We start from the raw sequence: 25,956 nt of genomic DNA on the forward strand, positions 1-25,956 counted from the left end.
CCGTACTCAAGTACTGCCTACGGCTAGCTTCCTAGTTTGCTCTTTGATTTTCATTGAGTATTATCAGGAAATTCTTATGTCTATTAGCCAACGTACGATCAAGCTCATCTTAGCTACCTGTCTTGCCTGTTTTCTTGCTTATTTTCTCAATCTTTCCTCAGCAGTTTCGGCCGGAATTATCGCTCTCTTGAGCCTATCTGATACGCGTAGAAGTACCTTAAAACTGGCTCGCAATCGACTCTTTTCCATGATTCTAGCTCTGGCTATCGGTGTTCTAGCTTTTCACTTGAGCGGATTTCATATCTGGAGCCTTGGTCTCTATCTTGCCTTCTATGTGCCTCTAGCCTACAAGATGGGCTGGGAAATTGGCATCACACCAAGCACTGTTTTGGTTAGCCACCTCTTGGTGCAAGAGTCAACCTCTCCAGACCTTCTAGTCAATGAATTCCTTCTCTTTGCAATTGGTACAGCATTTGCCTTACTTGTCAATCTCTACATGCTTTCACGAGAAGAGGAAATTCATCACTACCACACATTGGTAGAAGAAAAGTTAAAAGATATCCTCCTACGCTTCAAATACTATTTATCCAGAGGAGACGGACGCAACCGAGCACAGCTGGTAGAAGAATTGGACACGCTTTTGGAAGAAGCACTCAGACTGGTCTATTTGGATCACTCTGACCACCTCTTTCACCAGACCGACTACCATATCCACTACTTTGAGATGAGACAGCGACAAAGTCGTATCCTGCGAAATATGGCCCAGCAAATCAACACCTGTCACCTAGCTGCCAGTGAAAGCCTAATTTTAGCGCAACTCTTTTCAAAAATTGCAGGTCAACTGAGCCAGACCAATCCTGCTTCTGATTTGCTAGATGAAATCGAACGCTATCTGGAAGCCTTCCGTAACCGCAGTCTACCCAAGACAAGAGACGAATTTGAAACCCGCGCCACCCTTCTTCAACTCCTACGTGAAGCCAAAACCTTCATCCAAGTAAAAGTTGATTTTTACCAAAAATATGGACAGTAATACTCTTCAAACTACGTCAGCTTCACCTTGCCGNNCGGTGTTTTGAGCAGCCTGCTGCTAGATTCCTAGTTTACTCTTTGATTTTCATTGAGTATAAAAAAGAAAACTTCAGACCAATCACAAAAGGTGAATATCTGAAGTTTTCTTTTATTTGTGGCCCAAGAATGAGCATTCCTGGACTTCTCTTATTAGAATATTTAAATCAACCAATATAAAGGTTACCGATTGTTAGATTACGACACGGAGTTTGGCAAATCGATTCTAGTTGCCAAACGTAGTTAGTAAAGCAGTTAGCTAGGCCACTCACTACCAGTTACGACGGAAAGTTTTACGAATCGATATTATTCGTAAAACTTTACTAGTGGAGCGCCTAGCCAAGTTCCATAGAAACTTGGCGTTAGTTACTTAGATTGTTACACAATCAAGTAACTTTGGCGATCTACATTTTTTCTTCCAACTCTACGTCTGGATACTTGTCCGCAAACCAACGGAGGGCAAAGTCATTTTCAAAGAGGAAGACTGGTTGGTCAAAACGGTCTTTGGCCAAGATATTGCGACTTGATGACATCCGTTCATCCAAATCCTCAGGCTTGATCCAACGAACGGTCTTTTTACCCATTGGACTCATGACGACTTCCGCATTGTATTCGCCTTCCATACGGTGTTTGAAGACTTCAAACTGGAGTTGACCTACAGCTCCCAGCATGTACTCGCCTGTTTGGTAATTTTTATAAAGCTGAATGGCACCCTCTTGCACCAGTTGCTCAATCCCCTTGTGGAAGGATTTTTGCTTCATGACATTCTTAGCAGAAACTTTCATGAAAATTTCAGGGGTAAAGGTTGGCAGTGGTTCAAATTCAAATTTGTTTTTCCCAACTGTCAAGGTATCCCCAACCTGATAAGTACCGGTATCGTAAACCCCGATGATATCACCTGCCACGGCATTGGTCACATTCTCACGACTTTCCGCCATAAACTGAGTCACATTAGACAGTTTAGCCCCCTTACCAGTACGAGGCAAGTTGACACTCATGCCGCGCTCAAATTCACCTGATACGATACGGACAAAGGCGATACGGTCACGGTGACGAGGGTCCATGTTGGCTTGGATTTTAAAGACAAATCCTGAGAAGTCCTTATCGTAAGGATCCACAATTTCTCCATCTGTTTTCTTGTGCCCATGTGGTTCTGGAGCAAACTTAAGGAAGGTTTCAAGGAAGGTCTGCACACCAAAGTTTGTCAGGGCTGAACCGAAGAAAACAGGTGTTAATTCTCCAGCTAAAATAGCTTCCTCTGAGAACTCATTCCCAGCTTCATTTAAAAGTTCAATATCATCCTTGACTTGCTCGTAGAAAGGATTGCTACCAAAGAGTTTGTCCCCATCTTCTAGGCTAGCAAAACGCTCATCCCCTTTATAGAGCTCCAAGCGTTGGTTATAGAGGTCATACAAGCCTTCAAAGGCTTTCCCCATCCCGATTGGCCAGTTCATCGGATAGCTCGCAATGCCCAAGACTTCTTCCAACTCTTGCAAGAGGTCTAGTGGCTCACGTCCATCACGGTCCAACTTGTTCATAAAGGTAAAGACTGGAATACCACGATGTTTGACAACCTCAAACAATTTCTTGGTTTGAGCCTCGATACCCTTGGCAGAGTCCACCACCATGACCGCAGCATCCACCGCCATCAAGGTACGATAGGTATCTTCTGAGAAGTCCTCGTGTCCTGGCGTATCGAGGATATTCACACGCTTACCATCGTAGTCAAACTGCATAACAGATGAAGTAACGGAAATCCCACGTTGCTTCTCGATGTCCATCCAGTCAGACTTGGCAAAAGTCCCTGTTTTCTTTCCTTTAACCGTACCAGCCTCACGAATCTCGCCCCCAAAGTAGAGCAACTGCTCAGTAATGGTTGTTTTCCCCGCGTCCGGGTGAGAGATAATGGCAAAGGTACGACGTTTCTTAATTTCTTCTTGAATATTCATAAGTTCTCTTTCTTTGATTCTCTATTTTTCTTGTTTCGATATCTAAGAATGATTTTTACATTGGATTTTACCATTCCTTTCAACACTCCATTATATCGGATTTTAGCATTTTTTTCAATTTCTATTTTATGTCAGACACTGCTAAAGTAGAACAATTCCCCTTGCAATTTTTCAAATAAATGTTACAATAAATATAGAAAAAGGTGTTGCGACAACAACACCCCACAGAGCCGTTTAAGACGGTGGCTGTAATTACATAACTAAAAAATAGCTCGTTAACTCGCCAAAGTTAGGACGGCTATTTTTTTGTCTCTTTTACCAATTCAAGGATGAACTTTAGGAGCGTGATAACAAAGTTACCAGCTACAAACATGAGTGTCAAAGCCTCAAAAGGGGACAAATCTGGTTACTCCTTTCTACTAAGATTTTACAGGTTCTGCACATAAGCATCACCATCCTTTCGATTTCGTAACCACCGTCTTCACTTCTCTGTTAAACTATTGTACCATATATTTTCCCCTTTGAAATCCGCTTTTCAAATAAATCATCATCAAAATCCGTTCTCCATCCTATACCTGTCTTTTTTCACCTTTCCTTCCCTTATTTATAGGAAAATATGGTAAAATAGAACAGACTAAAAATCATCATTTCACGAAAGGATGCAAGATGAAAATTACGCAAGAAGAGGTAACACACGTTGCCAATCTTTCAAAATTAAGATTCTCTGAAGAAGAAACTGCTGCCTTTGCGACTACCTTGTCTAAGATTGTTGACATGGTTGAATTGCTGGGCGAAGTCGACACAACTGGTGTCGCACCTACTACGACCATGGCTGACCGCAAGACTGTACTCCGCCCTGATGTGGCTGAAGAAGGGACAGACCGTGATCGCTTGTTTAAAAACGTACCTGAAAAAGATAACTACTATATCAAGGTACCAGCTATCCTAGACGATGGAGGAGATGCCTAATGACTTTCAACAATAAAACAATTGAAGACTTGCACAATCTCCTTGTTTCTAAGGAAATTTCTGCAACAGAATTAACCCAAGCCACGCTTGAAGATATCAAGTCTCGCGAGACAGCTATCAACGCTTTTGTCACCATCGCTGAGGAGCAAGCTCTTGCTCAAGCCAAAGCCATTGATGAAGCTGGAATTGATGCTGATAATGTCCTTTCAGGAATTCCACTTGCTGTTAAGGATAATATCTCTACAGACGGAATTCTCACAACTGCTGCCTCAAAAATGCTCTACAACTATGAGCCAATCTTTGATGCGACTGCTGTTACCAATGCAAAAGCGAAAGGTATGATTGTCGTCGGAAAAACCAACATGGACGAATTTGCAATGGGTGGTTCAGGTGAAACTTCACACTATGGTGCGACTAAAAACGCTTGGGACCACAGCAAGGTTCCTGGTGGTTCATCAAGTGGTTCTGCCGCAGCTGTAGCTTCTGGACAAGTCCGCTTGTCACTTGGTTCTGATACGGGTGGCTCTATCCGCCAACCTGCTGCCTTCAACGGAATCGTTGGTCTCAAACCAACCTACGGAACAGTTTCACGTTTCGGTCTCATTGCCTTTGGTAGTTCATTAGACCAGATTGGACCTTTTGCTCCTACTGTTAAGGAAAATGCTCTCTTGCTCAACGCTATTGCCAGCGAAGATGCCAAAGACTCTACTTCTGCTCCTATCCGCATTGCCGACTTTACTTCAAAAATTGGCCAAGACATCAAGGGCATGAAAATCGCTTTGCCTAAGGAATACCTCGGTGAAGGAATTAACCCAGAAGTTAAAGAAACTATCATCAACGCAGCTAAACACTTTGAGAAACTTGGTGCTATCGTCGAAGAAGTCAGCCTGCCTCACTCTAAATACGGTGTTGCCGTTTACTACATCATCGCTTCATCAGAAGCTTCATCAAACTTGCAACGCTTTGACGGTATCCGTTACGGCTACCGCGCAGAGGATGCGACAAATCTTGATGAAATCTATGTAAACAGCCGTAGCCAAGGTTTTGGTGAAGAGGTGAAACGCCGTATCATGCTAGGTACTTTCAGCCTTTCATCAGGTTACTACGATGCTTACTACAAGAAGGCTGGTCAGGTTCGTACCCTTATCATTCAAGATTTCGAAAAAGTCTTTGCAGATTATGACTTGATTTTGGGGCCAACTGCACCAAGTGTTGCCTATGACTTGGATTCTCTCAACCACGACCCAGTTGCCATGTACTTGGCTGACCTCTTGACCATACCTGTAAACTTAGCTGGTCTCCCAGGAATTTCGATTCCTGCTGGATTCTCTCAAGGTCTACCTGTCGGTCTGCAATTGATTGGTCCTAAGTACTCTGAGGAAACCATTTACCAAGCTGCTGCTGCCTTTGAAGCAACAACAGACTACCACAAACAACAACCCATGATTTTTGGAGGTGATAACTAATGAACTTTGAAACAGTCATTGGACTTGAAGTCCACGTAGAGCTCAACACCAATTCAAAAATCTTCTCACCTACTTCTGCCCACTTTGGAAATGACCAAAATGCCAACACTAACGTGATTGACTGGTCTTTCCCAGGAGTTCTGCCAGTTCTCAATAAAGGTGTTGTCGACGCCGGTATCAAGGCAGCTCTTGCCCTCAACATGGACATCCACAAAAAGATGCACTTTGACCGCAAGAACTACTTCTACCCTGATAATCCTAAAGCCTACCAAATTTCTCAGTTTGATGAACCAATCGGTTATAAGGGCTGGATTGAAGTTGAGCTAGAAGACGGTACCACCAAGAAAATCGGTATCGAACGCGCCCACTTAGAGGAAGACGCTGGTAAAAACACCCACGGTACAGATGGTTACTCTTATGTTGACCTCAACCGCCAAGGTGTGCCCTTGATTGAGATTGTATCTGAAGCCGATATGCGTTCGCCAGAAGAAGCCTACGCTTATCTGACAGCCCTCAAGGAAGTTATCCAGTACGCTGGCATTTCTGACGTTAAGATGGAAGAAGGTTCTATGCGTGTGGATGCCAACATCTCCCTTCGTCCGTATGGTCAAGAGAAATTCGGTACCAAGACAGAGTTGAAGAACCTCAACTCCTTCTCAAATGTTCGTAAAGGTCTTGAATACGAAGTCCAACGCCAAGCCGAAATCCTACGCTCAGGTGGTCAAATCCGTCAAGAAACACGCCGTTACGATGAAGCTAACAAGGCAACTATCCTCATGCGTGTCAAAGAAGGCGCTGCTGACTACCGCTACTTCCCAGAACCAGACCTACCACTCTTTGAAATCTCAGACGAGTGGATTGAGAAAATGCGGACTGAATTGCCAGAATTTCCAAAAGAACGCCGTGCTCGCTACGTATCTGACCTTGGCTTGTCAGACTACGATGCTAGTCAGCTGACTGCCAATAAAGTCACTTCTGATTTCTTTGAAAAAGCTGTCGCCCTAGGTGGTGATGCCAAACAAGTCTCTAACTGGCTCCAAGGTGAAGTTGCTCAGTTCTTGAACGCCGAAGGCAAGACACTAGAACAAATCGAATTGACACCAGAAAACTTAGTAGAAATGATTGCCATCATCGAAGACGGCACGATCTCTTCTAAGATTGCCAAGAAAGTCTTTGTCCACCTAGCTAAAAATGGCGGTGGTGCGCGTGAATACGTTGAAAAAGCAGGTATGGTTCAAATTTCAGATCCAGATGTCCTGATTCCAATCATTCATCAAGTCTTCGCAGATAATGAAGCAGCCGTTGCCGACTTCAAGTCAGGAAAACGCAATGCAGACAAGGCCTTCACAGGATTCCTTATGAAAGCAACCAAAGGCCAAGCCAACCCACAAGTTGCCCTTAAACTACTTGCCCAAGAATTGGCGAAGTTGAAAGAAGATTAATATGTAAAAGAAACCAGCCCTGAGGTTGGTTTTTTCGCTCCTACCATGTCCCAATAACTATTTTGGCTTTATTTCCAGAAGATTTTATGGTAAAATGAAGAGTAATAATATTTATTAAAGAGGTAAAAACATGATTGAAGCAAGCAAATTGAAAGCTGGTATGACATTTGAAACTGCAGACGGAAAATTGATCCGCGTTTTGGAAGCTAGCCACCACAAACCAGGTAAAGGGAACACAATCATGCGTATGAAATTACGTGATGTCCGTACTGGTTCTACTTTTGATACAAGCTACCGTCCAGAAGAAAAATTCGAACAAGCTATTATCGAGACTGTTCCAGCTCAATACTTGTACAAAATGGATGAAACTGCCTACTTCATGAACACTGAAACTTACGACCAATACGAAATCCCAGTCGTAAACGTTGAAAATGAATTGCTTTACATCCTTGAAAACTCTGATGTGAAAATCCAATTCTACGGAACTGAAGTGATCGGTGTAACTGTACCAACTACTGTTGAATTGACAGTCGCTGAAACACAACCATCTATCAAAGGTGCTACTGTTACAGGTTCTGGTAAACCAGCGACTATGGAAACTGGACTTGTTGTCAACGTTCCTGACTTCATCGAAGCTGGACAAAAATTGATCATCAACACTGCAGAAGGAACTTACGTTTCTCGTGCCTAATCTCTAGAAAGAGGTCATTCTATGGGAATTGAAGAACAATTTGGCGAAATCGTTATCGCTCCACGTGTACTTGAAAAAATCATTGCCATCGCAACTGCTAAAGTTGATGGTGTCCACTCATTTTCAAATAAATCCGTATCTGACACCCTATCAAAACTCTCTCTTGGTCGTGGCGTCTACTTAAAAGAAAGCAACGAAGAGCTAACTGCTGACATCTATCTCTACCTTGAGTACGGTGTGAAAGTACCTAAAGTTGCTATGGCTATCCAAAAAGCTGTTAAGGACGCTGTTCGTAATATGGCTGATGTGGAACTTTCTATTGTCAATATTCACGTTGCGGGAATCGTTCCGGATAAAACTCCGAAACCAGAGTTGAAAGATCTGTTTGACGAGGACTTCCTCAATGACTAGTCCACTATTAGAATCCAGACGCGAACTTCGTAAATGCGCTTTTCAAGCTCTCATGAGCCTTGAATTCGACACAGATATGGAAACAGCTTGTCGCTTTGCCTACACGCATGACCGTGAAGATGCAGATGTGCAAATCCCTGCCTTTCTTCTGAACTTGGTTTCTGGCGTTCAAGCTCAAAAAGACGAGTTGGATAAACAAATCAACCAGCACCTCAAGTCAGGCTGGACAGTTGAACGCTTGACCTTGGTCGAAAAAAACTTACTACGCTTAGGAATCTTTGAAATCACATCATTTGATACACCTCAGCTGGTAGCAGTCAATGAAGCCATTGAACTCGCTAAGAATTTTTCAGATCAAAAATCAGCCCGTTTTATCAATGGACTGCTTAGTCAATTTGTAACTGAAGAAAATGAATAATCAAAAAGGTGTTTGGTCTTCCAGGCACCTTTTGACTTTCCCCTCTGCACAGAGTAATACTCTTCGAAAATCTCTTCAAACCGCGTCAACGTCGCCTTGTCGTATAGATGTTACTGACTTNNCAGTGTTTTGAGCAGCCTGCAGCTAGTTTCCTAGTTTGCTCTTTGATTTTCATTGAGTATAAGAAGCACATAAAAACTAGAACTGACTGCCAGTTCTAGTTTTTATATTAGTATTTTCTAAATCGTTGATAGCGTTCTTCCAACAACTCTTCTAACGATTTTTGTGAAAGTAGGGCTAGCTCAGCTTGGAGTTCTTTTTTAACATTCTTAATCAGTTCTTTACTAGAAAGTCCTGCTTCAGAAATCACTTTATCCACCACGTCCATTTCTAACAACTCGTGTGAAGTGATTTTCATCAACTCTGCTGCTTCCATGGCACGACTGCCATCCTTCCATAGAATAGAAGCAAAACCTTCTGGACTGAGAATGGCATAGATAGAATTTTCCAGCATCCAAACACGGTCTGCGACTGCTAGAGCCAGAGCCCCTCCTGAACCACCTTCACCAATAATGATAGCGATAATCGGAACTTTCAGGTCACTCATTTCCATGAGATTGCGAGCAATAGCTTCCCCCTGTCCACGTTCTTCCGCTCCGACACCAGGATAGGCACCTGCTGTATTGATAAAGGTCACCACTGGACGGCCAAATTTTTCAGCTTGTTTCATCAACCGTAGAGCCTTGCGGTAGCCTTCTGGATGCGGTTGCCCAAAATTCCGCTTGAGGTTATCTTGTAAACTCTTGCCTTTTTGGATACCAACCACTGTTACAGCTTGGTCTCCAAGCCATCCGATACCACCAACAACTGCACCATCGTCACGAAAAGAACGGTCACCGTGTAATTGGATAAATTCATCAAAAATGCCTGTCGCAAAGTCCAAGGTTGTCAAGCGACTCTGCTCACGCGCTTCTCTGACTATTTTTGCAATATTCATCTAGGACTCCTTCCATGCAATCTGACTAGGCTTGCAATCGTATCTGGCAAGTCTCTTCTTTTAACGATAGCATCCACAAATCCATGCTCCAATAGGAATTCTGCCTTTTGGAAATCCTCAGGCAAGCTTTCACGAACCGTATTTTCAATCACACGACGCCCAGCAAAACCAACCAAGCTCTGTGGTTCAGCTAGAATGATATCACCTTCCATAGCGAAAGAAGCTGTCACACCACCTGTCGTTGGATCTGTTAAAATGGTCAGGTAAAAAAGACCTGCATTTGAATGGCGTTTAACTGCTGCAGAAATCTTGGCCATCTGCATGAGACTCATGATTCCTTCCTGCATACGGGCTCCACCAGAGGCTGTGAAGAGAACAACTGGCAATTTTTCGACAGTCGCATACTCAAACAAACGAGTGATTTTTTCACCTACAACCGTACCCATAGAAGCCATGATAAAGTTGGAATCCATAATCCCAAGAGCCACAGTCTGACCTTTAATAAGAGCAGTTCCTGTCACAACAGCTTCGTCCAGACCTGTTTTTTCACGCATAGATGCCAGTTTCTTTTGGTAACCAGGGAAATGCAAGGGATCCTTGCTTTCAATCCCTGTAAACAATTCCTTGAAAGTTCCCATATCAATTGTCAAAGCCAAGCGTTCTTGGGCAGAAATACGAAAGGTATAGCTACATTGTGGACAGATACGCTCACTTCCCAGATCTTTCTGATAGATGGTATGCTTACAACCCGGACACTTAGAAAATAATTCATCTGGAACCTCTGGCTTAGCTTGAGGTTTTTCCCTAACCGAACGATTGGGATTGATTCGAATATACTTATCTTTTTTACTAAATAGAGCCATTGATTCCCCTTTTCGGTTTAAACTCTTGAAGTCATTTTATTCTTTTTCTTGATATTTAGGTAAGAAGGTTTCCATTAAGAAGGAAGTATCGTAATCTCCAGCAATGACATTGCGATCTGAAATAAGGTCAAGCTGGAAATCAGCATTGGTCTGCACCCCTTCAATCTCTAATTCATAGAGGGCACGTTGCATTTTCATCAAGGCATCAAAACGATTTTCACCATGAACGATGATTTTAGCAATCATACTATCATAATAGGGTGGTATGGTATAGCCTGGATAAACTGCTGAATCCACGCGCAAGCCAACTCCACCACTTGGCAGATAGAGATTGGTAATCTTACCTGGACTTGGAGCAAAGTTAAAGGCTGGGTTTTCTGCATTGATCCGACACTCGATGGCATGACCGCGTAGGACAATATCTTCTTGCTTAACAGACAAAGGCTGACCTGTCGCAATGCGAATCTGTTCCTTAACGATATCCACACCTGAAACAAATTCTGTTACTGGATGTTCTACTTGTACACGAGTATTCATTTCCATGAAGTAGAAGTTGCTACTGGCTTCATCAAGCAGAAATTCAATGGTCCCTGCATTCTCATAGCCAACAGACTCTGCAGCTCGAACAGCAGCAGCACCGATTTCATGGCGTAGCGTTTTCCCGATTGCAATCGAAGGACTTTCTTCCAAAACCTTTTGGTTATTCCGTTGAAGAGAACAATCCCGTTCCCCCAAGTGAATCACATTTCCGTGTTCGTCTCCTAGGATTTGAACCTCAATGTGACGAGCTGGATAGATAACTCGTTCTATATACATGGCACCATTGCCATAATTGGCCTTGGCCTCACTAGAGGCAGTTTCAAAGGCTGATACGAGGTCTTCTGGTTTTTCAACCTTACGAATCCCTTTACCACCTCCACCTGCTGAAGCCTTAAGCATAACAGGATAGCCAATTTTTTCAGCAACAGTCAAAGCTTCTTCAGAGTTATGCACTTCTCCATCCGAACCTGGAATGACTGGCACGCCTGCTTTAATCATCTGAGCACGCGCATTGATCTTATCCCCCATCATATCCATAACATGACCAGATGGGCCGATAAACTTGATACCAACTTCTTCACACATGGTTGCAAATTTGGAATTTTCACTGAGAAATCCAAAACCTGGGTGAATGGCTTCTGCCTCAGTCAAGACTGCAGCTGATAGAACCGCATTGATATTGAGATAAGACTCTGTTGCCTTGCCAGGGCCGATACAAACCGCTTCATCTGCCAAAAGCGTATGAAGGGCTTCCTTATCAGCAGTTGAATAAACCGCCACCGTCGCAATCCCCAATTCACGCGCCGCACGGATAATCCGAACCGCAATTTCACCACGATTGGCAATTAAAATTTTTCGAAACATGGAGAACCTCCTTAGTTCCCTATTGCAAAGGTAAGAGTACCACTAGCTGCAAGCTTGCCATCCACTTCAGCCTTTGCTTCAACCACAGCAATGGTACCGCGACGTTTTACAAACGTTGCCGTCATAACTAATTGGTCGCCTGGTACAACTTGCTTCTTGAACTTAACCTTGTCCATACCAGCGTAAAAGACCAGTTTCCCCTTATTTTCAGGTTTTGACAACTCCAAAACACCAGCTGTTTGCGCCAAGGCTTCCATAATCAGAACACCTGGCATAACTGGGTATTGAGGAAAATGGCCGTTAAAGAAGGGCTCATTGATGGTCACATTTTTGATGGCAACAATGGTGTCCTCGCTCACTTCCAAGACACGGTCCACTAGGAGCATAGGATAACGGTGGGGAAGGGCTTCTTTGATTCCTTGAATATCGATCATTTGATTCGTACCAATCCTTTACCAAACTCAACCATTTCTTCGTTAGAAACGAGAATTTCTGTTACCACACCATCCTTAGGTGCAGGAATTTCATTCATGACTTTCATGGCTTCGATAATTACCAATGTTTGACCTTTTTTAACACTATCACCAACTGTTACAAAGGCAGGTTTATCTGGACCAGCAGCCAAGTAAGCTACCCCAACAAGTGGGCTCTCTACAAGATCTCCCTCAGCAGCCACATTTGTTTCAGCTGGCGCCGAAGTTGCTTCCACTACAGTTTCTTCTGGAGCAGATGTAGGTGCCACTGGACTCGGTGTTGCTAGAACGGGTGCTGGAGCAACTTGAGATGCAGCTTCAGACACCAGTCTCGCTTCATTCTTGCTAAACTGCAACTCATCCGTCCCATTTTTATAAGAAAATTCTCTCAAACTTGATTGGTCAAATTGGGCCATCAAGTCTTTAATATCGTTTAAATTCATACTTATTCATTCTCCCAACGTTTGAAAGCAAGAACTGCATTGTGGCCACCAAAACCAAAAGTATTTGAAATAGCGTATGGAATTTCTTGCTCCAAGCCTTGTCCATAAACGACATTGGCTTCGATATAATCTGATACTTCACTTGTTCCAGCTGTCATTGGTACAAAGTTATGACGCATAGCCTCGATGGTGACAATAGCTTCTACTGCACCTGCAGCACCCAGCAAATGTCCTGTGAAAGACTTGGTTGATGATACAGGCACTTCCTTACCAAGAACAGCTACGATCGCACCACTTTCTCCTTTTTCATTAGCAGGAGTTGACGTTCCGTGAGCATTGACATAGGCTACTTGCTCTGGAGAAATCTCAGCTTCTTCCAAGGCTAGTTTGATGGCCTTGATAGCTCCCTGACCTTCTGGATGTGGTGAAGTCATGTGGTAGGCATCACAAGTATTTCCGTAACCAACCACTTCAGCAAGGATAGTAGCCCCACGTTTTTCCGCGTGTTCAAGACTTTCAAGAACCAACATCCCTGAACCTTCTCCCATGACAAAACCATTTCTGTCCTTATCAAATGGGATAGAAGCACGAGCTGGATCCTCTGTAGTAGAGAGAGCTGTCAAGGCTTGGAAACCAGCAATAGCAAAAGGTGTAATAGAAGCTTCTGAACCACCTACCAACATAACATCTTGGAAACCAAATTTAATTGAGCGGAAGGCATCCCCAATCGCATCATTTGATGAAGCGCAGGCAGTATTGATGGATTTACAAACACCGTTTGCTCCAAAACGCATAGCAACATTTCCTGAAGCCATATTTGGCAAGGCTTTTGGAAGGGTCAATGGTTTCACACGTTTTGGTCCTTTTTCGTTGAGACGAAGCACTTGATCTTCAATTTCCTTGATTCCACCAATACCAGAGGCCACAATAACACCAAAACGATCCTTGTCAAGAGTCTCTACATCAAGACCTGCATGATTAACAGCCTCTTGAGCTGCATACAAGGCATATAAAGAATAGTTATCAAAACGGTTGGTATCTTTTTTTACAAAGTATTTATCAAAAGGAAAATCTTGGATTTCTGCCGCATTATGCACATCAAAGTCACTGTGATCAAATTTTGTTATTTGACCAATTCCGATTTTTCCAGTTGTCAAACTATTCCAAAATTCTTCTGGTGTATTTCCGATTGGAGATGTCACTCCATAACCTGTTACTACTACACGATTTAGTTTCATCTTTTTTACCTCTAGCTTCTGCTACATACTGAGGCCGCCATCAATGGCAACCACTTGACCAGTTAGATAATCTTGGCCTGCTAAAAATACTGTCAAATCTGCAACCTGTCCTGCCTGCCCAAATGCTTTCATAGGAATTTGCGCCAGCATGGCATCTTTTACCTTGTCTGATAGAACAGCTGTCATATCGGACTCAATCATTCCAGGTGCGATAGCATTAACCCTGATATTGCGATTGGCCACTTCACGCGCCACAGACTTGGTAAAACCAATCAAACCAGCCTTAGAAGCAGCATAGTTAGCTTGACCAATATTTCCCATCAAACCAACAACACTAGACATATTAATGATAGCACCTTCTCTGGCTTTCATCATCGGTTTCAAGACTGATTGTGTCATGTTAAAGGCACCAGTCAGATTCACTTTAAGCACTTTTTCAAAATCCGATTCTGTCATCTTGAGCATCAGGGTATCTTGGGTAATTCCTGCATTGTTGATCAAAACGTCTACTGAACCCAGCTCTGCAATAGCTTGCTCAACCATACGCTTAGCGTCTGCAAAATCTGATACATCTCCTGAAATGGGAACCACCTTGACACCGTAGTCTGAAAACTCAGCGAGCAATTCTTCTGAAATTGCACCACGACTGTTTAAGACAATGTTGGCTCCTGCTTGAGCAAACTTGTGGGCAATGGCAAGACCAATCCCACGACTCGAACCTGTAATAAAGATATTTTTATTTTTTAGTTGCATTCTTTTCTCCTGTTTCCTCTTATATTTGTGGGAGAAGGGATTACTCGTTTTCTAGCAAGGCTTCCAAACTCGCCTGTTCTTCAACATTAGCTAGTTTAGCCGTTTTATCAATTTTTTTGACAAAGCCTGACAAGACTTTCCCCGGTCCAATCTCGATAAAGTTGGTTACTCCTGCTTCTTGCATAACTGCAATACTTTCATAAAAACGAACTGGTTCCTTGACCTGACGCGTCAAGAGTTGAGCAATGTCTTCTTTTTTCATAACTGTAGCTTCTGTATTGCCGACTAGGAGACAAGTGAAATCTGAAAAACTTACCTGAGCTAGAGTTTCAGCTAGTTTCTGACTAGCAGGCTCAAGGAGAGCGGTATGAAAGGGACCTGAAACCTTGAGAGGAATCAAGCGTTTGGCACCTGCTTCCTGCAAGAGTTCAACAGCTCGGTCAACTGCAACCACTTCTCCACCAATCACAATTTGTGCAGGTGTATTATAGTTGGCTGGGGTAACCACTCCAAGTTCAGAAGCTTTTTGACAGGCTTCTTCAATGACCTCTACTGGTGTATTGAGAACAGCCACCATCTTGCCAGAGCCAGCAGGAGCCGCTTCTTCCATGAATGCTCCACGCTTAGCGACCAAGGATACCGCATCTTCAAAATCCAAGGCGCCACTGGCCACCAAGGCAGAATATTCTCCAAGGGACAAACCAGCAACCATATCAGGCTGATAGCCCTTTTCTTGCAATAAACGGTAGATAGCAACCGAAGTCGCTAGAATAGCTGGTTGCGTATAGCGGGTCTGATTGAGTTTTTCTTCTTCTGTATCGATGAGATGACGCAAATCATAACCAAGAACCTGACTGGCTTGATCAATCGTTTCTTTGACAATCGGATACTGATCATAGAGATCCCGTCCCATCCCTAGATACTGGGCACCTTGACCAGCAAATAAAAAGGCTGTTTTAGTCATTTCTTACAACTCCTGCCCAACGAGAGGCTTCTTCTTGAATTTTCTTAGCTGCTCCATAGTACAAATCTTTTAGGATTTCTTCAACGGTTTCTTCTTTGGAAACAAGGCCTGCGATTTGACCTGCCATAACAGATCCACCATCCACATCACCGTGAACAACTGCTTTGGCTAGGGCACCTGCTCCCATTTGTTCAAAAATTTCTAAATCAGGATTTTCTTGTTTAAAGGCATCTTTTTCAGCTTTTTCAAAATCACGAGTCAACTGATTTTTAATTGCACGAACAGCATGTCCAAAGTGTTGAGCTGAAATCGTAGTATCAATATCTCTAGCTTTTAAAATCTTGGCCTTGTAATTTGGATGGGCATTAGACTCTTTTGCAACGACAAAACGAGTTCCAACCTGAACAGCCTCTGCACCTAGCATAAAGCCAGCTGCAGCACCTTCACCATCCGCAATCCCTCCTGCCGCAATAACAGGAATAGATACAGCTGTGGCTACCTGTCGCACCAAGGTCATGGTTGTTAATTTGCCAATGTGTCCCCCAGCTTCCATTCCTTCTGCAATAACAGCGTCCGCACCGATTTTTTCCATTCGTTTAGCTAGGGCAACACTTGGTACAACAGGAATGACTGTGATCCCGGCTTCATGGAAACGTTCCATGTATTTACCAGGATTTCCTGCGCCTGTTGTCACTACCTTAACACCTTCCTCGATAACAAGGTCTACAATATCTTCCACAAAGGGAGACAAGAGCATGATGTTGACACCAAAGGGTTTATCCGTTAACGATTTAATCTTGTCAATATTTGCCTTGACGACTTCTTTCGGGGCATTTCCCCCACCAATAATCCCTAGTCCTCCAGCCTTGGAAACAGCCCCTGCCAAATCACCATCAGCAACCCAGGCCATTCCTCCTTGGAAAATAGGATACTCAATGTTCAATAATTCTGTAATACGCGTTTTCATAGTGCCTCCATCGTTTCTTGCTTACGTAATAGTTCGATACCGTCATAATTTGACAATCAAACTATTGCCTAAACAAGAGGGAGCGGGTTTCCCTACTCCTTCTATTCATATTCTGCTTATTTTGTTTGCTCTTCAACGTAGGCAACCAAGTCACCAACTGTTTTCAAGTCATCTTCTGCTTCGATTTGGATATCAAAAGCATCTTCGATTTCTGAGATTACTTGGAACAAGTCCAATGAATCTGCGTCCAAATCATCAAAAGTTGATTCAAGTGTTACTTCTGATGCGTCTTTTCCAAGTTCTTCAACGATAATTTCTTGTACTTTTTCAAATACTGCCATGATAGGACTCCTTTAAAATAAATAGTTTTTTATAACAATGTGTTCACCACATGATTACCTAAATTGTAAGAATGAGTGTGCCCCAGGTCAAGCCTCCACCGAAGCCTGATAGCAGAACAGTCTGGCTACCATCTAAAGGGATGAGACCTTGTTCTACACACTCTGAAAGTAAAATCGGGATACTGGCTGCACTGGTATTGCCATATTCCATCATATTGGCTGGAAGTTTGGCTCGGTCAACACCAATTTTTCTAGCCATCTTATCCAAAATACGGAGATTAGCCTGATGCAGTAGCAGATAATCCAAGTCTGTCGCCTCTATAGGAGATTCATCAATAGTCTGCTTGATAGACTTGGCTACATCTCGAATGGCAAAATCAAAGACTGCGCGTCCATCCATCTTCAAAAATGAATCTGCATTTTCTTGATCTGAAAATGGAGAATGCAGGCCTGAATGTCCATAAGTTAGACACTCGCTTCGTGAACCATCGCTATTGAGACTCTCCGCTAGGAAATGTTGCTTATCGCTAGCTTCTAACAAGACGCCACCAGCACCATCTCCAAACAAAACAGCTGTTGATCGGTCCGACCAATCGACTGCCTTAGAGAGGGTTTCACTACCAATCACCAAGCCTTTTTGAAAGCGACCAGAAGCGATAAACTTTTCAGCAGTTGAAAGAGCAAATACAAATCCACTGCAAGCTGCTGTTAGGTCAAAAGCAAAGGCCTTATTAGCACCAATATTAGCTTGAACACGAGCAGCTGTAGAGGGCATCATCGAATCTGGAGTGATGGTAGCTAGGATAATGAAATCCAACTCCTCCCCTGTGATTCCAGCTTTTGCCATCAGTTTCTTGGCAACTTCTGTAGCCAAATCACTAGTAGATTCTGTTCTTGAAATATGCCTTTGTCGTATTCCCGTCCGACTTGAAATCCACTCATCATTGGTATCCATAATCTGAGCCAAATCATGATTTGTAACCACTTGCTCTGGCACATAATGAGCAACCTGGCTTATTTTTGCAAAAGCCATTATCTCAAATCCTCCAAAAATTGATAAAGATTGGTCAAACCTTTGCTCATAACCTCAATTTCTTGCTTACTCATACCATCAATGATTTTTTCAACCATGGCCTTGTGGAAACGTTTATGTAGCCTATGAACCAAGCGACCTTTCTTTGTCAAATGCAGATGTACCACACGACGATCATGTTCTGAACGAATGCGTTCAATGTAACCCTTGCGTTCGAGATTATTCAAACTAGTCGTAACGGTCCCAAGAGTCACCATCAACTCTTTTGACACTTTACTTGGTGTCACGTCTGGGAATTTCCCAATCACATCAATCGTATGCATTTCTTTGATGGAGATATCCTTGAAACGACTACCCCTCAAGCTCACTTCCTCAATGACAAGGACATTGTTAAATATAGATGTTAAATATTCATTAATTCGTTGGTAGTCCAATCTTTCTTTCCCTCCTTCTCAAAAAAACTTTTACAATCAAAACATTTGACAAGAGAATTATATCAAAGTTCAAAGAATGATGCAAGTATTTTTTTATTTTCCTGTAAATTTAGGTCTTCTTCTCTCAGAATGGGCCCGCACTCCTTCTTTGAAATCCTCTGTTTGAGCTAAGGATTCCTGTAGGTTCAGTTCTAAAGTAGCGTAATCCTGCCAGTCTTTAAATTGGCTCTCCCAAACCAACTTTTTAATGGCTGCATAGGAATTACTTGAACCACGTCTTAATTTTTTAAGAAGCTGTTCTCTCGTCTTTTCAAATTTTTCAGCTTCAGAAACGCGGTAAACCAGTCCCCATTCTAGGGCTTTTTCTGCGGTTAAAGCCTCTCCTGTCATGGCTAATTGAGTTGCACGCGTCACACCGATACTGCGGCTCAAGAGATGAATTCCTCCTGCATCTGGAGCCAAGCCGACGCCAACAAAGGCTTGGATAAATTTAGCCTTATCCGTTGCAAGACAGAAATCTGCCGCAACAGCCATATTGGCTGCGGCACCTGCAACAGCACCGTCAACTTCCATTAAAATAGGTTTGGCTATTTGCTTGATTTTATAGGAAATCGTATTGACCAACTCTGCGATTTTTGTCAATGATGGAATATCATCCTCATCCACTGCCCGCTTCATCTCTACCAAATCTCCCCCAACTGAAAAGACTTTGCCATTGGCATTGATTAAGATAAAATGCACAGCCGGATCCTCTTCTGCCAAAGTCAGGGCTTCTAAAATCTCCTCACACATGGAAATATGAAAGCCATTTGCAACCTCAGGACGGTTCAAGGTAAGGATTGCCAAATCCTCTTCAAGTTGATAAATAATATGTTCCATCTGGACTCCTTTTTGTTTTTATAAGCAAGTTATACTCTTCGAAAATCTCTTCAAACCACATCAGCTTCGCCTTGCCGTAGGTATAGTTACTGACTTCGTCAGTTCTATCCACAACCTCAAAACAGTGCTTTGAGCAGTCTGCGGCTAGCTTCCTAGTTTGCCCTTTGATTTTCATTGAACATTAAATTATTTTATTTTCAAAGTATATCTTTTTTAGGAACAGAAAGCAAGAAAAAATTGACTGAAAGTGTCTCAGCCGATTGGAAAGGCGCGCTTTAGGCTAGAAAACATCTTATTTTCCAGATTGAAAAAAGGCTTTCTTTCTGCTATAATCGTATAAAATACTTACTTTAGGAGTTCTTATGAAAGTTGTTAAATTTGGAGGTAGCTCTCTTGCCTCTGCTAGTCAATTAGAAAAAGTTTTAAACATCGTAAAAAGCGATCCAGAGCGTCGTTTTGTAGTTGTTTCTGCACCAGGAAAACGCAATGCTGAAGATACTAAGGTTACGGATGCCTTGATTAAATACTACCGCGACTATGTTGCTGGTAACGATATTAGCAAGAGCCAAAACTGGATTATCGACCGCTATGCTGCTATGGTTAGTGAATTAGGACTGAAACCAGCTGTGCTAGAGAAAATTTCAAAAAGCATTCGTGCCTTGGCAAGTCTTCCTATCGAAGAAAATGAATTTCTCTACGACACTTTCCTAGCAGCCGGTGAAAACAACAATGCTAAATTGATCGCAGCCTACTTTAATCAAAATGGGATTGATGCACGCTATGTTCACCCTAGAGAAGCTGGTATTGTGGTCACAAGTGAACCTGGTCACGCTCGCATTATTCCATCAAGTTATGACAAGATTGAGGAATTGACAAATGCAAATGAAGTCCTTGTCATTCCTGGTTTCTTTGGAGTTACTAAGGAAAATCAAATCTGTACCTTCTCACGTGGAGGATCAGACATTACAGGTTCTATCATTGCTGCCGGTGTTAAGGCAGACCTCTATGAAAACTTTACGGATGTTGATGGTATCTTTGCAGCCCACCCAGGTATTATCCACCAACCACACTCGATTCCTGAGTTGACCTACCGTGAAATGCGTGAGTTGGCCTATGCAGGATTCTCAGTTCTTCATGACGAAGCCCTTCTTCCTGCCTACCGTGGAAAAATTCCTCTGGTTATCAAGAATACCAACAACCCTGACCATCCAGGTACTCGTATCGTTCTAAAACACAGTAGTGATGAATTTCCAGTTGTGGGAATTGCTGGTGACTCAGGCTTTGTCAGCATCAACATGTCGAAATACCTTATGAACCGCGAGGTTGGATTCGGCCGCAAGGTTCTACAAATCCTTGAAGACCTTAACATCGGTTGGGAACATATGCCAACAGGTATCGACGATCTTTCAATCATTCTCCGTTCTCGCGAACTAACTCCTATCAAGGAAGAAGAAATCCTGCGTCAGTTGGTTCAGAAGGCTGAAGTAGACCATGCAGAAATCGAACACGACCTTTCTATCATTATGATTGTTGGAGAAAAGATGAAGAGTCATATCGGAGTCACTGCTACTGCGACACGCGCTCTATCTGAAAACAAGATCAACATCCAGATGATGTCTCAAGGTTCTAGTGAAGTTTCTATCATGTTTGTTGTCAATAAAGACCAAGAGAAAGCAGCTATTAAAGCCCTCTACAATGCCTTTTTTGGAGAAAGTAAGGAAGACTAATCATGGCCCAATCTCTTAATAAAACAGTGCTTCTCAGCACGACAGGCACTTCCTACCTCTCTATCGCTGGAAAAGTTGGGAAATTCCTTGTCGGAGATCAAGCCTTAGAATTTTACCCAGACGTCAATGTCGAACAATTTATCCAGATTCCTTGGGGGCATATCAATCAGATTGGAGCCAATGTCACTGGACGAAAAATCAGTCGCCACTTCGAAGTCTTTACAGACAAAGGAAAATTCCTCTTTGCTTCAAAAGACTCAGGTGCTATTCTCAAAATTGCACGCGAAAAACTGGGCAATGACAAGGTCGTCAAACTTCCTACCCTGATTCAGACAATTAGCCAAAAATTTAAAAATCTATTTGCAAAAAAGTAGAAACTTTAGTATAATCATAGCAACGGATAAGTAGGTTATCTTCTTCTTTCAGAAAGTCTGCGGGTGCTGCGAGCAGATAGGAGGGATAGGTGAAATTCTACCGTTAGTAACAATTACATACACAATCAAGTGCACACCTGTGAAGTTGGATGGAACCGTGGCCCTGCCACTCCAACGCTTTGTCAGGTGTGCTTTTTTCATAAAGGAGTTCTTATGTTAGATATCAAACGTATTCGTACAGATTTTGATGCTGTCGCAGAAAAATTGGCTACACGTGGTGTAGATGCTGCTGTCTTGAATGAGATGAAAGAAATCGATGCTAAACGTCGTGACATCTTGGTCAAGGTTGAAACTTTAAAAGCAGAACGCAACACAGTTTCTGCTGAGATTGCCCAAGCTAAGCGCAACAAGGAAAATGCAGATGACAAGATTGCTGCCATGCAAACTCTATCTGCTGATGTCAAAGCCTTGGATGCTGAATTGGCAGAAATCGATGCTAAATTGACAGAATTTACCACTACTCTTCCAAATATTCCAGCTGATAGCGTTCCTGTTGGGGCTGACGAAGACGACAATGTGGAAGTTCGTCGTTGGGGTACTCCACGTGAGTTTGACTTCGAACCTAAAGCTCACTGGGATCTTGGTGAAGACCTTGGTATCCTTGATTGGGAACGCGGTGGTAAGGTAACAGGCGCTCGCTTCCTCTTCTATAAAGGCCTCGGTGCTCGTTTGGAACGTGCTATCTACAACTTTATGTTGGATGAGCATGGCAAGGAAGGCTATACGGAAGTCATCACACCATACATGGTTAACCATGATTCTATGTTTGGGACTGGTCAATATCCAAAATTCAAGGAAGACACTTTTGAACTCAGCGATACCAACTTTGTCTTGATTCCAACTGCTGAAGTTCCTCTGACAAACTACTACCGAGATGAAATCTTGGATGGCAAAGATCTTCCAATCTACTTCACTGCTATGAGTCCATCTTTCCGTTCTGAGGCTGGTTCTGCCGGTCGTGATACGCGTGGCTTGATCCGTTTGCACCAATTCCACAAGGTTGAAATGGTCAAATTTGCCAAACCAGAAGAATCTTACGAAGAATTGGAAAAAATGACAGCCAACGCTGAAAACATTCTTCAAAAACTCAACCTTCCATACCGTGTCGTTGCGCTCTCTACAGGAGATATGGGCTTCTCAGCTGCTAAAACTTACGACTTGGAAGTGTGGATTCCAGCCCAAAATACTTACCGTGAAATCTCAAGCTGTTCAAACACAGAAGATTTCCAAGCCCGTCGTGCCCAAATCCGTTACCGTGATGAAGCAGATGGCAAAGTTAAATTGCTCCATACCTTGAACGGTTCTGGACTTGCAGTTGGACGTACAGTGGCTGCTATTCTTGAAAACTACCAAAATGAAGATGGTTCTGTAACCATCCCAGAAGCACTTCGTCCATACATGGGTGGAGCTGAAGTCATCAAACCATAAAAAATAAGGTTTAGCTATTTCTAGCTAGACCTTTTTTCGTAACCAATTCAGATAAGCGCCTAATACAAAGAGCAAAATGATTAGGCAAATAACAGTTTCAGCCACTACCAAATAATCCAAAAATGGAAGTTTCAAGATTCCCTGAGCCATCTTGAGCGAGGTAGCTGTGATAATGGTTGGGAAGGTGAGGGCTGAGAAGGCTGGTTGAAAACCTTGTTTTAAAATGTTGGGCAAGCGACTCAAAACAAAGAAAAAGAAGGATTGAGAAGCCAAAATCATGGTAATCAAGAGCCAAGTCGATAGGCCCTCTCCTCCAACTCGAACTAGGGAAGCCAAGAGTAGAGAGAAAGGAGCACAGTAGATTCCTTCTTGTCCAAGCAAGGCTACAGGGAGTGGATGTTTCTTTAAATCGCTATAAATAAGCGGATAGAGATAGAAGGTTAGGAGAAAACCAAAACTCAAGGTCACATAGGAAATTTCAATGATACCCACCAGAGGATAAGTCAAGGCTGCTACCGCTATCCCTACATAGAGAACCGTCCAGCTTGGAGTCGCATGAACCCTCCGACCCGGACAGGCAAACTTGATGGTGAAACCAGCAATCAAGACCAAATCCAAGAGAAATGAAAACCACCAGAGTCCTTGCGCAACCAAAGGAAGATGATAAAACACACGAAAGGCATAGGTAGATAAAATCATCCCAGCCATAGGAAAAGTGGCCATCCCTGACAAAAGAGGGGGCTTGGTCAACTCTTGCTTGGTTTCTTTCCAATTAAAGAGATGAAGAATCAGAAAGTAAATCCACAAAATCAAACCTGTCAGACTCAACAGATGGGACAGAACTGGCAACGTATCTAAAATGAGATTCCCAGCTCCTGCCAAACCTAGCAAACAACCAGAAAATACCAAGGGGAGTTTTTTCATCCTAACCTCCAATAATCATGTTAGTTTCAGTATATCATAAAAGCGCTTAAATGAGGGGATAAAAAACGAAGTCCGATTATTTCAGACTTCATTTTTTGCTCAGATATGAATTAAGCATAAGGTTGCAATTCTGGATTAATTGGGGTATTGGCTAGGTTGTTGGCATAGTTACAGAGGCTTGCTAGGCTGACACCCAGAACCACATCCAAGGCATTTTGTTGCGTGTAGCCAGCTTCTAAAAACTCAGCTAAGGCTTCATCTCCTACACGACCCTTGGTATTGATAACTGCCAAGGTAAACTTAGCTAGGGTGTCCAATTTAGGATCTGTTTCAATTGGAGTACGATTGCGAAGAGCTTGAATCAAGTCATCATTCATCTGGATTTGTTTGATGGAAAAGGCTGTGTGACCTGCGACACAGAAGGCACAACCATTGGTCACGGCTGCTGTGATTTGCACCACTTCACGCTCAACGGGTGTCAGGCTGTTGCGACGGTTGATAGATGCGACAGTTCGGTAGGCTTCTAAAGCAGTCGGTGCATTGGCCAAGAGACCGATTAGGTTGGGAATATAGCCATTATTATCTTTTTCTACTGTTTCAAGAACCTCTTTCACTTCTGCTGGCGCTGATTCTACTGTATGGATTGTAAATGTTGTCATAAGATACCTCTTTTCTTGTTATTGACACTAATATTATTGGAAAATCTTATAAAATCCTGATTCCTAAGTTTATCTAAGACAAAGCTTTATTCCTCTCATAAGATTTTCGTTGTATATTAGTTTATCACACTTCCAATCACTTGCATAATATATATTATATATCAGCTTGATAAAAAACATTTATAGGCAAAAAAATCACACGCCATGTGTGATTTCATTATTTGTCAAAATACTTTTTAGTTTCAGTAATGACAACTGGCGACAAGACCAAGAGGGCAATCAAGTTTGGCAGAGCCATCAAGGCATTGACAATATCTGCAATAATCCAGACCATATCCAACTCGATAAATCCTCCCAACAAGACCATGAGCACAAAGACCACACGGTAGAGCCAGATAAAACGAACACCAAATAGGAACTCGAAACAGCGTTCTCCGTAGTAGTTCCAACCTAGAATCGTTGTAAAGGCAAAGAGTACAAGGAAGATGGTCAAGAGGGCAGGCCCAAAGTGTGAAAAGACTGTTGAGAAGGCTGACTGAGTCAAGGCAACCCCATTTAAGTCACCACTCCAAACACCAGTTACCAAGATGGTCAAACCAGTCAGAGTACAGATAATGAGGGTGTCAATAAAGGTTCCTGTCATGGAAATCAAACCTTGCTCTACTGGTTCATTTGTCTTAGCCGCAGCAGCTGCAATGGGAGCAGAACCCAGACCAGATTCATTTGAGAAAACACCACGCGCCACACCATTTTGAATAGCCATCCGAACGCTAGCACCAGCAAATCCACCTACCGCAGCAAGGGGACTAAAAGCTGAGGTAAAGACTAAAGCGATTGTGGCAGGGACTTTCTCAATATTAAAGAAAATAACTGTAAGAGTTCCCAAAATATAAATGATAGCCATAAAAGGAACAACAGTAGTTGAAACCTTTGAAATAGACTTGAGTCCGCCAAAGACTGCAATCGCTACAAAGACAGACAAGACGAGAGCTGTGATAGCTGGCGAAATAGCCGTTGTATTTTGGATAGATTCTGTAATCGAGTTGACTTGGGTGAATGTTCCGATTCCCAAGAGAGCAACCAGTACTCCTGCTACTGCAAACAAAACAGCCAGGGGACGCCACTTTTCTCCCATTCCTAGAAGGATATAGTGCATGGGACCTCCCGCTACTGCACCATGGTCGTCCTTGGTGCGGTATTTGATGGCCAAGAGTCCTTCCGCATACTTGGTAGCCATTCCAAAGAAAGCCGCCATCCACATCCAAAAGAGGGCTCCAGGTCCCCCCACCTTGATAGCCGTCGCAACCCCTATGATATTCCCTGTTCCAACGGTTGATGCCAAGGCTGTACACAGAGCTGCAAAACTGGATACATCACCATGTCCCTTATCCTGGATAAAAATAAGTTGAAAAGCCTTGGGCAGACGCAAAACCTGCAAGAGCCCTAGCCGAATAGTTAGGTAAAACCCTGTTCCGACCAAGAGAATCAAGAGGGGCGGTCCCCAAGCAAAAGCATCGATTGATTTAAGCAATTCTAACATTTCCTTCTCCTATCCTTTCAACCCCAAAAGAAAGAGCACATGCA

The 25,956-nt window shown here is 42.9% G+C and carries 28 protein-coding genes; 10 read left to right on the plus strand and 18 right to left on the minus strand.

From position 1 onward, the window contains the following. Positions 1 to 76: 76 nt before the first annotated feature. The gene (locus HT714_RS00280) at positions 77 to 1,030 is read left to right on the plus strand and encodes an aromatic acid exporter family protein (protein WP_173226872.1); all 954 of its coding nucleotides are present in this window, start codon (positions 77 to 79) and stop codon (positions 1,028 to 1,030) included. Positions 1,031 to 1,469: 439 nt separating this feature from the next. Here HT714_RS00280 and HT714_RS00285 read toward each other — a convergent pair whose 3' ends face one another. Together HT714_RS00285 and HT714_RS09530 are read right to left on the minus strand one after the other, a co-directional pair. Further along, positions 1,470 to 3,014, minus strand: a complete 1,545-nt coding sequence (locus tag HT714_RS00285) for a peptide chain release factor 3 (protein ID WP_001025437.1) — start codon at positions 3,012 to 3,014, stop codon at positions 1,470 to 1,472. 298 nt (positions 3,015 to 3,312) lie between these two features. Continuing rightward, positions 3,313 to 3,387 (minus strand): hypothetical protein, encoded by a 75-nt coding sequence (locus tag HT714_RS09530; RefSeq protein ID WP_232610068.1) that lies wholly within the window; start codon positions 3,385 to 3,387, stop codon positions 3,313 to 3,315. A gap of 293 nt (positions 3,388 to 3,680) precedes the next feature. On the opposite strand from HT714_RS09530, the gene gatC reads away from it, so the two are divergent. The 6 genes from gatC (at position 3,681) to nusB (ending at position 8,411) form a co-directional block, all read left to right on the plus strand. Continuing rightward, a complete protein-coding gene (gatC, locus tag HT714_RS00290; protein ID WP_000705419.1) occupies positions 3,681 to 3,983 on the plus strand; it encodes an Asp-tRNA(Asn)/Glu-tRNA(Gln) amidotransferase subunit GatC in 303 nt (100 codons plus the stop codon). Beyond that, the gene (gene gatA / locus HT714_RS00295; protein WP_173226352.1) at positions 3,983 to 5,449 is read left to right on the plus strand and encodes an Asp-tRNA(Asn)/Glu-tRNA(Gln) amidotransferase subunit GatA; all 1,467 of its coding nucleotides are present in this window, start codon (positions 3,983 to 3,985) and stop codon (positions 5,447 to 5,449) included. The genes gatC and gatA overlap by 1 nt, the downstream gene beginning before the upstream one ends. After that, a complete protein-coding gene (gene gatB, locus HT714_RS00300) occupies positions 5,449 to 6,891 on the plus strand; it encodes an Asp-tRNA(Asn)/Glu-tRNA(Gln) amidotransferase subunit GatB (RefSeq protein ID WP_173226350.1) in 1,443 nt (480 codons plus the stop codon). The genes gatA and gatB overlap by 1 nt, the downstream gene beginning before the upstream one ends. Positions 6,892 to 7,021: 130 nt before the next feature. Further along, positions 7,022 to 7,582 carry an elongation factor P gene (gene efp, locus HT714_RS00305; RefSeq protein ID WP_000568643.1) on the plus strand — a complete coding sequence of 187 codons (561 nt, stop codon included), beginning with the start codon at positions 7,022 to 7,024 and terminating at the stop codon, positions 7,580 to 7,582. A 21-nt stretch (positions 7,583 to 7,603) separates the two neighbouring features. Further along, entirely contained in the window at positions 7,604 to 7,993 is a 390-nt protein-coding gene (locus HT714_RS00310) for an Asp23/Gls24 family envelope stress response protein (protein ID WP_050975866.1), read from the plus strand. Continuing rightward, on the plus strand, positions 7,986 to 8,411 hold the full coding sequence (nusB, locus tag HT714_RS00315) for a transcription antitermination factor NusB (protein WP_173226348.1): 426 nt from the start codon (positions 7,986 to 7,988) through the stop codon (positions 8,409 to 8,411). Before HT714_RS00310 ends, nusB begins: the two co-directional genes overlap by 8 nt. A 229-nt stretch (positions 8,412 to 8,640) precedes the next feature. Here nusB and HT714_RS00320 read toward each other — a convergent pair whose 3' ends face one another. The 13 genes from HT714_RS00320 to HT714_RS00380 all read right to left on the minus strand — a co-directional run bounded on the left by HT714_RS00320 (position 8,641) and on the right by HT714_RS00380 (position 19,200). Further along, entirely contained in the window at positions 8,641 to 9,408 is a 768-nt protein-coding gene (locus tag HT714_RS00320) for an acetyl-CoA carboxylase carboxyl transferase subunit alpha (RefSeq protein WP_173226346.1), read from the minus strand. Next, positions 9,405 to 10,271 carry an acetyl-CoA carboxylase, carboxyltransferase subunit beta gene (accD, locus tag HT714_RS00325; RefSeq protein WP_173226344.1) on the minus strand — a complete coding sequence of 289 codons (867 nt, stop codon included), beginning with the start codon at positions 10,269 to 10,271 and terminating at the stop codon, positions 9,405 to 9,407. Before accD ends, HT714_RS00320 begins: the two co-directional genes overlap by 4 nt. A gap of 36 nt (positions 10,272 to 10,307) precedes the next feature. After that, positions 10,308 to 11,675, minus strand: coding sequence for an acetyl-CoA carboxylase biotin carboxylase subunit (locus HT714_RS00330; protein ID WP_173226342.1), 1,368 nt, complete (start codon positions 11,673 to 11,675; stop codon positions 10,308 to 10,310). A gap of 11 nt (positions 11,676 to 11,686) precedes the next feature. After that, positions 11,687 to 12,109: a 3-hydroxyacyl-ACP dehydratase FabZ gene (fabZ, locus tag HT714_RS00335; protein ID WP_000565515.1), complete on the minus strand. Its 423-nt coding sequence runs from the start codon at positions 12,107 to 12,109 to the stop codon at positions 11,687 to 11,689. Further along, the gene (gene accB, locus HT714_RS00340) at positions 12,106 to 12,591 is read right to left on the minus strand and encodes an acetyl-CoA carboxylase biotin carboxyl carrier protein (protein ID WP_173226339.1); all 486 of its coding nucleotides are present in this window, start codon (positions 12,589 to 12,591) and stop codon (positions 12,106 to 12,108) included. Before accB ends, fabZ begins: the two co-directional genes overlap by 4 nt. 2 nt (positions 12,592 to 12,593) lie before the next feature. Beyond that, on the minus strand, positions 12,594 to 13,829 hold the full coding sequence (gene fabF / locus HT714_RS00345) for a beta-ketoacyl-ACP synthase II (protein ID WP_173226337.1): 1,236 nt from the start codon (positions 13,827 to 13,829) through the stop codon (positions 12,594 to 12,596). Between the two features lie 21 nt (positions 13,830 to 13,850). Continuing rightward, entirely contained in the window at positions 13,851 to 14,582 is a 732-nt protein-coding gene (gene fabG, locus HT714_RS00350) for a 3-oxoacyl-[acyl-carrier-protein] reductase (RefSeq protein ID WP_173226335.1), read from the minus strand. Between the two features lie 40 nt (positions 14,583 to 14,622). Further along, on the minus strand, positions 14,623 to 15,546 hold the full coding sequence (fabD, locus tag HT714_RS00355) for an ACP S-malonyltransferase (RefSeq protein WP_173226333.1): 924 nt from the start codon (positions 15,544 to 15,546) through the stop codon (positions 14,623 to 14,625). Next, on the minus strand, positions 15,539 to 16,513 hold the full coding sequence (gene fabK, locus HT714_RS00360; RefSeq protein ID WP_173226331.1) for an enoyl-[acyl-carrier-protein] reductase FabK: 975 nt from the start codon (positions 16,511 to 16,513) through the stop codon (positions 15,539 to 15,541). The genes fabD and fabK overlap by 8 nt, the downstream gene beginning before the upstream one ends. 116 nt (positions 16,514 to 16,629) lie before the next feature. Then, positions 16,630 to 16,854 carry an acyl carrier protein gene (locus HT714_RS00365; protein WP_000257838.1) on the minus strand — a complete coding sequence of 75 codons (225 nt, stop codon included), beginning with the start codon at positions 16,852 to 16,854 and terminating at the stop codon, positions 16,630 to 16,632. A gap of 58 nt (positions 16,855 to 16,912) precedes the next feature. Continuing rightward, positions 16,913 to 17,887, minus strand: a complete 975-nt coding sequence (locus HT714_RS00370; RefSeq protein WP_173226329.1) for a beta-ketoacyl-ACP synthase III — start codon at positions 17,885 to 17,887, stop codon at positions 16,913 to 16,915. Next, on the minus strand, positions 17,887 to 18,321 hold the full coding sequence (locus HT714_RS00375; RefSeq protein WP_173226327.1) for a MarR family transcriptional regulator: 435 nt from the start codon (positions 18,319 to 18,321) through the stop codon (positions 17,887 to 17,889). The genes HT714_RS00370 and HT714_RS00375 overlap by 1 nt, the downstream gene beginning before the upstream one ends. A 93-nt stretch (positions 18,322 to 18,414) precedes the next feature. Further along, complete coding sequence (locus tag HT714_RS00380; protein WP_173226325.1) at positions 18,415 to 19,200, minus strand: enoyl-CoA hydratase; 786 nt, start codon at positions 19,198 to 19,200, stop codon at positions 18,415 to 18,417. Positions 19,201 to 19,562: 362 nt separating this feature from the next. On the opposite strand from HT714_RS00380, the gene HT714_RS00385 reads away from it, so the two are divergent. The 3 genes from HT714_RS00385 to serS all read left to right on the plus strand — a co-directional run bounded on the left by HT714_RS00385 (position 19,563) and on the right by serS (position 22,789). After that, positions 19,563 to 20,927, plus strand: a complete 1,365-nt coding sequence (locus tag HT714_RS00385) for an aspartate kinase (RefSeq protein WP_173226323.1) — start codon at positions 19,563 to 19,565, stop codon at positions 20,925 to 20,927. 2 nt (positions 20,928 to 20,929) lie between these two features. Continuing rightward, positions 20,930 to 21,301 carry a DUF956 family protein gene (locus HT714_RS00390; protein ID WP_000079353.1) on the plus strand — a complete coding sequence of 124 codons (372 nt, stop codon included), beginning with the start codon at positions 20,930 to 20,932 and terminating at the stop codon, positions 21,299 to 21,301. Between the two features lie 213 nt (positions 21,302 to 21,514). Next, the gene (gene serS / locus HT714_RS00395) at positions 21,515 to 22,789 is read left to right on the plus strand and encodes a serine--tRNA ligase (RefSeq protein WP_173226321.1); all 1,275 of its coding nucleotides are present in this window, start codon (positions 21,515 to 21,517) and stop codon (positions 22,787 to 22,789) included. 24 nt (positions 22,790 to 22,813) lie between these two features. Here the strand turns inward: serS and HT714_RS00400 are convergent, their stop codons facing one another. The 3 genes from HT714_RS00400 to HT714_RS00410 form a co-directional block, all read right to left on the minus strand. Next, entirely contained in the window at positions 22,814 to 23,713 is a 900-nt protein-coding gene (locus tag HT714_RS00400; protein WP_173226319.1) for a TDT family transporter, read from the minus strand. 110 nt (positions 23,714 to 23,823) lie between these two features. Further along, positions 23,824 to 24,372 (minus strand): carboxymuconolactone decarboxylase family protein, encoded by a 549-nt coding sequence (locus tag HT714_RS00405; protein WP_050223066.1) that lies wholly within the window; start codon positions 24,370 to 24,372, stop codon positions 23,824 to 23,826. A 217-nt stretch (positions 24,373 to 24,589) separates the two neighbouring features. Further along, positions 24,590 to 25,912, minus strand: coding sequence for a sodium:alanine symporter family protein (locus tag HT714_RS00410; protein ID WP_173226318.1), 1,323 nt, complete (start codon positions 25,910 to 25,912; stop codon positions 24,590 to 24,592). Positions 25,913 to 25,956 lie beyond the last annotated feature (44 nt).

Origin of the sequence: Streptococcus sp. 3705 (assembly GCF_013277145.1) — a bacterium.
Classification (GTDB): domain Bacteria; phylum Bacillota; class Bacilli; order Lactobacillales; family Streptococcaceae; genus Streptococcus.

What these genes read in the sequence shown, in the direction of transcription:
- serS (WP_173226321.1), top strand. Translation starts at nt 21,515, where the DNA reads ATGTTAGATATCAAACGTATTCGTACAGATTTTGATGCTGTCGCAGAA.
- fabF (WP_173226337.1), bottom strand. Translation starts at nt 13,829, where the DNA reads ATGAAACTAAATCGTGTAGTAGTAACAGGTTATGGAGTGACATCTCCA.
- accD (WP_173226344.1), bottom strand. Translation starts at nt 10,271, where the DNA reads ATGGCTCTATTTAGTAAAAAAGATAAGTATATTCGAATCAATCCCAAT.
- gatC (WP_000705419.1), top strand. Translation starts at nt 3,681, where the DNA reads ATGAAAATTACGCAAGAAGAGGTAACACACGTTGCCAATCTTTCAAAA.
- HT714_RS00320 (WP_173226346.1), bottom strand. Translation starts at nt 9,408, where the DNA reads ATGAATATTGCAAAAATAGTCAGAGAAGCGCGTGAGCAGAGTCGCTTG.
- HT714_RS00310 (WP_050975866.1), top strand. Translation starts at nt 7,604, where the DNA reads ATGGGAATTGAAGAACAATTTGGCGAAATCGTTATCGCTCCACGTGTA.
- fabG (WP_173226335.1), bottom strand. Translation starts at nt 14,582, where the DNA reads ATGCAACTAAAAAATAAAAATATCTTTATTACAGGTTCGAGTCGTGGG.
- fabD (WP_173226333.1), bottom strand. Translation starts at nt 15,546, where the DNA reads ATGACTAAAACAGCCTTTTTATTTGCTGGTCAAGGTGCCCAGTATCTA.
- gatA (WP_173226352.1), top strand. Translation starts at nt 3,983, where the DNA reads ATGACTTTCAACAATAAAACAATTGAAGACTTGCACAATCTCCTTGTT.
- fabK (WP_173226331.1), bottom strand. Translation starts at nt 16,513, where the DNA reads ATGAAAACGCGTATTACAGAATTATTGAACATTGAGTATCCTATTTTC.
- HT714_RS00400 (WP_173226319.1), bottom strand. Translation starts at nt 23,713, where the DNA reads ATGAAAAAACTCCCCTTGGTATTTTCTGGTTGTTTGCTAGGTTTGGCA.
- accB (WP_173226339.1), bottom strand. Translation starts at nt 12,591, where the DNA reads ATGAATTTAAACGATATTAAAGACTTGATGGCCCAATTTGACCAATCA.
- HT714_RS00370 (WP_173226329.1), bottom strand. Translation starts at nt 17,887, where the DNA reads ATGGCTTTTGCAAAAATAAGCCAGGTTGCTCATTATGTGCCAGAGCAA.
- HT714_RS00385 (WP_173226323.1), top strand. Translation starts at nt 19,563, where the DNA reads ATGAAAGTTGTTAAATTTGGAGGTAGCTCTCTTGCCTCTGCTAGTCAA.
- gatB (WP_173226350.1), top strand. Translation starts at nt 5,449, where the DNA reads ATGAACTTTGAAACAGTCATTGGACTTGAAGTCCACGTAGAGCTCAAC.
- HT714_RS00390 (WP_000079353.1), top strand. Translation starts at nt 20,930, where the DNA reads ATGGCCCAATCTCTTAATAAAACAGTGCTTCTCAGCACGACAGGCACT.
- HT714_RS00410 (WP_173226318.1), bottom strand. Translation starts at nt 25,912, where the DNA reads ATGTTAGAATTGCTTAAATCAATCGATGCTTTTGCTTGGGGACCGCCC.
- HT714_RS00380 (WP_173226325.1), bottom strand. Translation starts at nt 19,200, where the DNA reads ATGGAACATATTATTTATCAACTTGAAGAGGATTTGGCAATCCTTACC.
- HT714_RS00280 (WP_173226872.1), top strand. Translation starts at nt 77, where the DNA reads ATGTCTATTAGCCAACGTACGATCAAGCTCATCTTAGCTACCTGTCTT.
- nusB (WP_173226348.1), top strand. Translation starts at nt 7,986, where the DNA reads ATGACTAGTCCACTATTAGAATCCAGACGCGAACTTCGTAAATGCGCT.
- HT714_RS00330 (WP_173226342.1), bottom strand. Translation starts at nt 11,675, where the DNA reads ATGTTTCGAAAAATTTTAATTGCCAATCGTGGTGAAATTGCGGTTCGG.
- HT714_RS00405 (WP_050223066.1), bottom strand. Translation starts at nt 24,372, where the DNA reads ATGACAACATTTACAATCCATACAGTAGAATCAGCGCCAGCAGAAGTG.
- efp (WP_000568643.1), top strand. Translation starts at nt 7,022, where the DNA reads ATGATTGAAGCAAGCAAATTGAAAGCTGGTATGACATTTGAAACTGCA.
- HT714_RS00365 (WP_000257838.1), bottom strand. Translation starts at nt 16,854, where the DNA reads ATGGCAGTATTTGAAAAAGTACAAGAAATTATCGTTGAAGAACTTGGA.
- fabZ (WP_000565515.1), bottom strand. Translation starts at nt 12,109, where the DNA reads ATGATCGATATTCAAGGAATCAAAGAAGCCCTTCCCCACCGTTATCCT.
- HT714_RS00285 (WP_001025437.1), bottom strand. Translation starts at nt 3,014, where the DNA reads ATGAATATTCAAGAAGAAATTAAGAAACGTCGTACCTTTGCCATTATC.